Consider the following 7,536-nt stretch of genomic DNA (forward strand, 5'->3'; position numbering starts at 1 on the left):
CCGAACGGCCCCGCCCGCTCTCCACCGCCGCGCTCCCCACGGCCCACCGGCCGAATCCCCGCGCACCGCGCCCGCTCCCGCCCGCCCCGGGCCCCCGCCGCTCCGCGGCCCCTCGGCCACTGTGGTTGAAAGAGCAGCCGAACTGACTGGGAACGCTCGCCCGCGGCTGCAAGAATGGGCCTCGATGAGCACGATCGAACCCGGCTGGTACCCGGACCCCGCCGACCCGGCCACCCAACGCTACTGGGACGGCGGCGCATGGGTCGGCAAGCCCGTCCCCGCCGACGCCGAGCCCCCCGCCGAACCCGAACCGCTCGACCCCGAACCCGATCCCGAGCCCGCCAAAGGGTCCAAACCGGCCGAAGGCCAGGCCGGATACCAGAGCCTCCCCAACGACCCCCGCTACGGCGACGGCCCGCCCCCCAAGATCATCCAGCGCGGCCCCGGCGTCGTCCAGCCCCCCGACACCGTCCCCATCCGCTCCCTCGGCGTCACCGTCGGCTGGATCACCAGGCACGACATCGACCGCATCCTCGGCGGCCGCGTCCTCGCCCACCCCGGCCAGCGCTTCGTCGCCCGGATCGTGGACGTGGTCTGCATGATGGTGCTCAACGCGATCGTGAACGGCTACTTCCTGTACCTGTTCGTCAGCGAGTCCTTCATGCCCTACCTCCGCGAGGTCCTCCAGGCCGCGAACGCGCAGGACGTGGAGGTGCCCTCGGCGTTCAACGAGCAGCTCACGGTGGTCCTGCTCATCGCGCTCGGCCTGTGGTTCGCCTACGAGGTGCCCTCGACGCTCAACACCGGGCAGACGGTCGGCAAGCGGCTCATGGGGATCAAGGTCGTCTCGCTCGCGCCGGTGAACCTCGGCTGGGGCCGGCTGCTGCTGCGCTGGGCGTACGCGGCGCTGCCGCTGATCTGCTTCCCCTTCGGCGCGATCCTGTGGGTCATGGACGGGATATGGTGCATCCGAGACCAACCGTTCCGCCAGTGCCTGCACGACAAATCCCCCGGTACGGCCGTCGTCGAGGCGGGCACTGCGGAGGCGCACCCTGATAAGGAGCCCTCATGACCAAGCCGATCCGCGACGAGCTGCGGCAGATCCCGCTGTACGTCCCCGGCAAGGCGATCCCGGACGCCGTGAAGCTCTCCAGCAACGAGGTCCCATACGGACCCCTGCCCGGAGTCGTCGAGGCGATCGCCTCGGCCGCGAGCGACGTCCACCGCTACCCCGACCTCGCGGTCGTCGCCCTGCGCGACGCCCTCGCCGAACGCCACGGCCTCGACGCAGGCCGGCTCGTCACCGGGACCGGCTCGGTGGCCCTCATCGGGCACCTCATGCAGGCGATCGGCGGGCCCGGCGGGGAGGTCGTCTACTCGTGGCGGTCCTTCGAGGCCTATCCGATCGCGGCGACGGTCGCGGGCCTGCGCAGCGTCCAGGTGCCGAACACGCCCGACCACCGGCACGACGTGGAGGCGCTCATCGCCGCCGTCGGGCCGGACACGCGCGCGCTGATCGTGTGCAGTCCCAACAACCCGACCGGCCCGGCCGTCACGGCCGAGGAGCTCGACCGGATCTTCGACGCCGTGGACGAGTCGGTCCTGGTCGTGGTGGACGAGGCGTACCGGGAGTTCGTGACCGATCCGGCGTGCCCGGACGCGATCGAGCGGTACGCGGACCGGCCGAACGCGGTGGTGTTCCGGACCTTCTCGAAGGCGTGGGGCCTCGCGGGCCTGCGCGTGGGCTACATGGTGGCGCGGCCGGAGGTGGCCGAGGCGGTGCGCCGGTGCGTGATCCCGTTCGCGGTCAACGCGGCCGCGCAGGCGGCGGCGCTGGCGGCGCTCGGCGCCGAGGGCGAGATGCGCCGCCGGGTCGCCCTGGTGGCCTCCGAGCGCAAGCGCGCCGTCATGGCCGCGCGGGAGTTCGTGCCGGAGGTGCCGGACTCGCAGGCGAACTTCTTCTGGCTTCCCTTGGGGGAGGAGGCCGTCGATTTCGCGGTGCACTGCGAAAGCGCGGGTCTTTTGGTGCGGCCCTTCGCCGGTGACGGCGTGCGGGTGACGATCGGCCTGCCCGAGGAGAACGACGCGATGCTCGAGGCGCTGCGGGACTACGCCGAGCGTTGATTCGCGGAGTCGTAACGGGCGCAACGTGAGCGGGCCCGGGCGCCCCACCGGCGCCCGGCCCCGCGGTGTCGAAGGTCGGTGTTCGGGAACCGTGTCGGATTTCCGACTTCGCGGTCCCGCTACTTGCGTGAGGTCCGCTCGTTCTCGCTACAGAACGCGTCGTACATCTCGGCGAGCGTCTGCTTCTGCTTGGAGGTGAGTTCGCGGTCGGTCGCGATCGCCAGTGGCGTCGCGGAGCCGTTCTCGGGGGTGAAGCCCGCGCGGAGGTACATGATCGGGGTGGTCATCCGCAGCGCCAGCGCCAGCTGCCGCAGGACCGCGCCGCTGGGGCGGCGCACGCCGCGCTCGCCCTGGAGGTAGGGGTTGGAGACCCCGGCGGAGTCGGAGAGCTCGCGGAACGAGACGTGCGCGCGTTTGCGCACGTCGCGGACGAATGAGCTGAAGTCGCGATCTGTCACCCGCGTCACCATACGCGCCTTCTTCCAGGGGCGCCACCCAACCCCGCCCGGGGTGGGCGGTATTCGGTACCACCAGCCGACACGGCGCTCAGCCGATCGGACGATATGAATGCGACTCTCGGAAGGGTTGCGTCTCAACCGCTCGCCGTCGCGTGAAGCCAGCCGATACCATCGAAGGTCGACGCGGCTATTCAGGGATGCGTCACCGTTCGGTTGACGTCAGACGAGGAGGAGAACCGGTGAGTGTTCTGCAACGCTTGGAGAAACAACTGGAGGGCCTGTTCGAGGGCACCTTCAACAAGATGTTCAAGGGCGTTGTGCACCCGGTGGAGATCGCGAGCGCCATGCAGCGCGAGGCCGAGACCCACAAGGCCGTCCTCGCCGGCGGGCGCGTCCTGGTGCCGAACCGCTACGTCATCGACCTCTCCCCGCCCGACCACGACCGGCTCGCGCCGTACGCGGCGGCCCTGGCGCAGGAGTTGGCGCAGTCGCAGGCGGAGTTCATCGGCGAGAACGGCTGGACGGTCTACGGCGACGTGATCGTGGAGATCGAGCGCGGCGAGGGCCTGGACACCGGCATGTTCCGTGTCACCGCCGAGGTGGCGGCCTTGAACGAGGGCGTCGACCAGCCCGTCTCCGGCGGCGGCTACGGCCCCGCCCAGCAGCAGGCGCCGACCGGCCCGGTCCTGGTGACCGCGGACGGGCGCCAGTTCACCGTCGCCCACGGGGCCACGATCATCGGCCGCGGCGAGCAGGCCCAGGTGCGCCTGCCGGACGTGGGCATCTCGCGCCGCCACGTCCGCATCGACTTCGACGGCCGGCAGGTCTCGGTGACCGACCTCGGTTCGACCAACGGCACCCTCGTCAACGGCCAGCGCATCGCGACGGTGAGCATGCAGCCCGGCGACGTGATCCAGATCGGCACGACCTCCCTGACCCTCCAGGCTGGGTAAAGCTCCGCTGTGGCCCTGGTGGGCCGCCTGAGAGAAAATCTGAGCTGCGGCTCGCTCGTCGCAAGTACCGCTCCGCAGAGCTCCGCTTCAAGTACTGGCTCCTCACGAGCCTTGTCAGATTTCCACTCAGACGGCCCTGGTGGCCCGGCGCCGCAACCGGTGCAAGTGGTCCGGATACGCCATGCGGGCGTGGGCTACCGTGTCGGGGACCTATCGTTCGTCCCGCTGGGAGCGCCGAATGCCTGAGATAGTCCAGACCGTCGCCCGGTTCGGGTTCCTCGTGCTGCTGTGGCTGTTCGTGTTCGCCGCCGCCCGGACGATCACGAAGGACCTGCTGGCGCAGCGCCGCCCGGCGACGGCCGGTCCGTCGGCGGGCCCGGTCTCGGGTCCGCCCTCCTCAGGGCGCTCTTCGCGCCCGCAGTCGCCGGCGCAGGCGGCGCAGTGGCTGGTGGTCACGACCGGTGAGCTGGCCGGGCGCCGTTTCGTGCTGTCGGGGCAGCCGATCACGATCGGCCGCGCCCCTGATTCGACGATCGTCATCCGCGACGACTTCGCCTCGAACCGGCACGCCCGGGTGCTGCCGGTGGACGGCCAGTGGATGGTGGAGGACGTGGGCTCCACGAACGGCACCTACCTGGGGCGCGCTAGAGTCACCACACCCACGCCGGTCCCGCTCGGAGTGCCCATCCGGATCGGGCGTTCCTCGTTCGAGCTGCGCCCCTGAGCAGAGACGTGACACGGCGATGTCGGCATCCAACAGCGGGCGTGCCCCGCGCTACGGCGGTTGAATCATGAGTTTGCACCTGCGATACGCGGCCATCTCGGACCGCGGGGTGGTGAGGCAAGGCAACCAGGACTCGGTGTTCGCCGGGTCCCACTTCATCGCCGTGGCCGACGGCATGGGCGGCATGGCCGCCGGTGACCTCGCCTCGGCGATCGTCGTCAACACGATCGCGCGGCTCGACGTGCCCCCGCCGGCCGATTCGATCGTCGACGAGCTCGCCGACGCGGTCGCGGACGCCAATCGCGCCATCCGCCGGGTCGTGGCCGACGACCCGCAGAAGGAGGGCATGGGGACGACGCTCACGGCCCTGTGGTTCGACGGCGAGTGGTTCAACCTGGTCCACATCGGCGACTCGCGCGCCTACCGGATGAGGGACGGCGGTTTCGAGCAGATCACCGTGGACGACACGTACGTGCAGATGCTGGTGGACGAGGGCCGGATCACCGCCGAGGAGGCCGAGCGGCACCCGCAGCGCTCGCTGCTGCTGCGCGCTCTGGGCGCCTCGGAGGTCGAGCCGGCGTTCCAGACGCTCAAGGGCGTGCCGGGGGACCGGATCCTGCTGTGCTCCGACGGCCTGTCGGGGCCGGTCTCGGACGCCGACATCGCCCGGACCCTCCAGACCGCCGCCTCCCCGCAGGAGGCGGCCGAGACGCTGGTCCAGCAGGCCCTCGACGCGGGCGCGCCCGACAACGTGACGGTGCTCATCGCCGACGTGGTGGAGGAGGACCCGGGGGAGCAGCGGTCGATCATCGGCGGGGCCGCGGCCGACGCGCGCCTGGCCGAGTCGGACACGGCGGTCCTGCGCACGGTCCGACCCGAGGACGAGGAGCCCGAGGCCGCCGAAGCGGCCGAGGAGGAGGCGCCCGAGCCGGGGCCGCGCAAGCGCGGCCGCGTGTGGCGCACGATCCTGACCTGCCTCATCGTGCTCACCCTCGCCGCCGGCGGCGGCCTGTGGTGGGTGCGCACCCAGTACTTCATAGGGGTCTCCGACGCGGGCAACATCAGCGTCTACCGAGGCCTCCCTTTTGAGGTGGCCGGCCTGCGGGCCGCCTGGCTCGAGGTGGAGACCGACCGGGCCGCCGAGGACGCGGTCGAGGCGGTCGAGGCGGACCTGGAGGACGGCATCACCGCCGGCAGCCGCGAGGACGCCGAGGCCGAGCTGGCCGAGCTGATCGACCCGGCCGCCGCCAACGCGAACCTCGACCCGATCTGCGCGGCCCCGGGCACCGAGCCGGTGTCCGCGGCCGCGAAGGACTGCCGCGACGACTGAGCGCGGCCGTTGTAGGCTCACTGCGTCCGAACCCCTGCGGCGCGGGCGCCTGGCGCGCAGGCGCGCAAGCACTCACGGCTCCGCAAGGGACGGTCGGGAGCGTACGCGGAGCCGTACATCTAGCAGAGTCGATCCGAGACGCGAGGGGAAGCGATGGCCCAGCCCATGTCGGCGACCGCCCGGCCGGTAGGGCCGTCCGAGACGCCGCTCACGCCCCTGGCGGGGATGCCCAAGCGCATCGGCGTCGAACTGCTCTTGCTGCTCATGGGCGGCATCGGGGTGTTCGGCCTCCAGCTCACCATCGACATGGCGCTCACCGAGACCACCACCTCGGTCACCTTCACGCTGCCGCTGCTGATCTTCATCGTCTCGATGTGCGCGTGGACGGCCGTCAAGTTCCTCGCCCCGAACGCCGACCCGCTGTTCGTGCCCATCGCGGCGTTCCTCACCGGCATCGGCATCGTCTACATCAGGCGGATCGACCGGACGGCGATGCGCGAGGACCCGCTCCCGGCCGACGCGGGCGTCTTCGCCGGGCAGGGAGGGCGCCAGCTGATGTTCTACATCGGCGCGGTCGTCCTGCTGACGGTCTTCCTGGCCCTGGTGCGCAACCACCGCATCCTGCGCGGGTACGCGTACATCCTGCTGTTCGCGGGCATCGCCCTGGCGGCCCTGCCGGGCTTCCTGCCCTACTCGATCTCCGGTTCGGGCGGCTCCAAGAACTGGATCCGCCTCGGGGGCTTCTCGATCCAGCCCAGCGAGTTCGCGAAGCTCATGCTCCTGGTCTTCTTCGCCGTCTACCTGGTGCGCAAGCGCGACATGCTGTCGGTGGCGGGCAAGAAGATCCTCGGACTCCAGCTGCCGCGCATGAAGGACCTCGGCCCGATCGTCATCGTCTGGGCCGCGAGCCTGCTCATCCTCATCTTCGAGCGCGACCTCGGCACCTCGCTGCTGCTGTTCGCGATCTTCCTGTCGATGCTGTACGTCGCGACGCGGCGGGTGTCGTGGATCATCATCGGCCTCACCATGTTCATCGGCGGCTGCATCGCGATCTACCCGTTCTTCTCCCACCTCCAGGTGCGCGTGGCGATCTGGCTCGACCCGTGGGCGTACGTCGACGATCCGGTGACCTCCTCCTACCAGCTCGTCCAGGGCCTGGTCGCGCTCAACGCGGGCGGGCTGCTCGGCAGCGGGCCCGGCGCGGGCAACCCGAACATCATCCCCGCCTCCGAATCGGACTTCATCCTCGCCGCGATCGGCGAGGAGGTCGGCCTCATCGGCCTCGTCGCGATCCTGCTGCTGTACGCGCTCCTGGTGCAGCGCGGCTTCAAGACCGGCATCATGTCCCGCGACCTCTTCGGCAAGCTCATGGCCGCGGGCCTGGCGTTCCTGGTCGCCTTCCAGCTGTTCGTGGTCTTCGGCGGCGTCACCGGGCTCATCCCCATGACCGGCCAGACCACCACGTTCCTCGCCGCGGGCGGCTCCTCGCTCGTCGGCTCCTGGCTGCTCATCGGCCTGTTCCTGCGCGTCTCCGACGACGCCCGCAAACCCTGGCAGGCCTCGTTCGGCCTCCAGAAGACCGAGGCCCCGCCCGAGTTCCTCGCCGAGCAGGCCGCCCGCCGCGCCGCCGACGAGGCCGCGAAGGCCGACGCCGCGGCCGTGGCCGACTCCGGCCCGATCCCCGGCGGCGACCAGCCCACCGAACTCATCATCCCCGGGCACCTCCAGGGCGGAACGGGCCTCGGCACCGGCACCGTCGAGGAGTCCGTGCTCAGCCCGCCGCCGGGCTCGCCGCCGCCCGGTCCCGGATCGCCGACCACCCCCGGGCCGCCGCCGTACGGGCCCGCCACCGGCCGTCCGGGACAGCCCGGGCAGACCGGCCACACGGGTCCTCCCGGCCCTCCCGGCGGTCCGACCCGCCCCGGCCCCCAGACGATCGAACTCCCC

General features: G+C 71.3%; 7 protein-coding genes. 6 read left to right on the forward strand and 1 reads right to left on the reverse strand.

The genetic code is table 11. From position 1 onward, the window contains the following. The first annotated feature begins 184 nt into the window (after positions 1-184). Positions 185-1,072: an RDD family protein gene (locus tag IF12_RS0118530; protein ID WP_035749539.1), complete on the forward strand. Its 888-nt coding sequence runs from the start codon at positions 185-187 to the stop codon at positions 1,070-1,072. Further along, positions 1,069-2,124: a histidinol-phosphate transaminase gene (locus IF12_RS0118535; RefSeq protein ID WP_030161038.1), complete on the forward strand. Its 1,056-nt coding sequence runs from the start codon at positions 1,069-1,071 to the stop codon at positions 2,122-2,124. The genes IF12_RS0118530 and IF12_RS0118535 overlap by 4 nt, the downstream gene beginning before the upstream one ends. 119 nt (positions 2,125-2,243) lie before the next feature. Here IF12_RS0118535 and IF12_RS0118540 read toward each other — a convergent pair whose 3' ends face one another. Continuing rightward, positions 2,244-2,582, reverse strand: coding sequence for a helix-turn-helix domain-containing protein (locus IF12_RS0118540; RefSeq protein WP_197034787.1), 339 nt, complete (start codon positions 2,580-2,582; stop codon positions 2,244-2,246). A gap of 197 nt (positions 2,583-2,779) precedes the next feature. On the opposite strand from IF12_RS0118540, the gene IF12_RS0118545 reads away from it, so the two are divergent. The 4 genes from IF12_RS0118545 to IF12_RS0118560 form a co-directional block, all read left to right on the forward strand. Then, entirely contained in the window at positions 2,780-3,535 is a 756-nt protein-coding gene (locus tag IF12_RS0118545; protein WP_051704582.1) for an FhaA domain-containing protein, read from the forward strand. A gap of 238 nt (positions 3,536-3,773) precedes the next feature. After that, positions 3,774-4,259 (forward strand): FHA domain-containing protein, encoded by a 486-nt coding sequence (locus IF12_RS0118550; RefSeq protein ID WP_030161043.1) that lies wholly within the window; start codon positions 3,774-3,776, stop codon positions 4,257-4,259. Positions 4,260-4,326: 67 nt separating this feature from the next. Continuing rightward, on the forward strand, positions 4,327-5,589 hold the full coding sequence (locus tag IF12_RS26305; protein WP_081913734.1) for a PP2C family serine/threonine-protein phosphatase: 1,263 nt from the start codon (positions 4,327-4,329) through the stop codon (positions 5,587-5,589). Positions 5,590-5,742: 153 nt separating this feature from the next. Further along, a partial coding sequence (locus IF12_RS0118560) for an FtsW/RodA/SpoVE family cell cycle protein (protein WP_051704584.1) occupies positions 5,743-7,536 on the forward strand: 1,794 nt, incomplete at its 3' end.

The sequence above is a fragment of the Glycomyces sp. NRRL B-16210 genome, assembly GCF_000719515.1.
Taxonomy (GTDB): domain Bacteria; phylum Actinomycetota; class Actinomycetes; order Mycobacteriales; family Micromonosporaceae; genus Glycomyces.

Bases quoted from the DNA above. Each gene is read 5' to 3' on its own strand.
- IF12_RS26305 (WP_081913734.1), top strand. From the start codon at position 4,327: ATGAGTTTGCACCTGCGATACGCGGCCATCTCGGACCGCGGGGTGGTG.
- IF12_RS0118535 (WP_030161038.1), top strand. From the start codon at position 1,069: ATGACCAAGCCGATCCGCGACGAGCTGCGGCAGATCCCGCTGTACGTC.
- IF12_RS0118550 (WP_030161043.1), top strand. From the start codon at position 3,774: ATGCCTGAGATAGTCCAGACCGTCGCCCGGTTCGGGTTCCTCGTGCTG.
- IF12_RS0118530 (WP_035749539.1), top strand. From the start codon at position 185: ATGAGCACGATCGAACCCGGCTGGTACCCGGACCCCGCCGACCCGGCC.
- IF12_RS0118545 (WP_051704582.1), top strand. From the start codon at position 2,780: ATGCGTCACCGTTCGGTTGACGTCAGACGAGGAGGAGAACCGGTGAGT.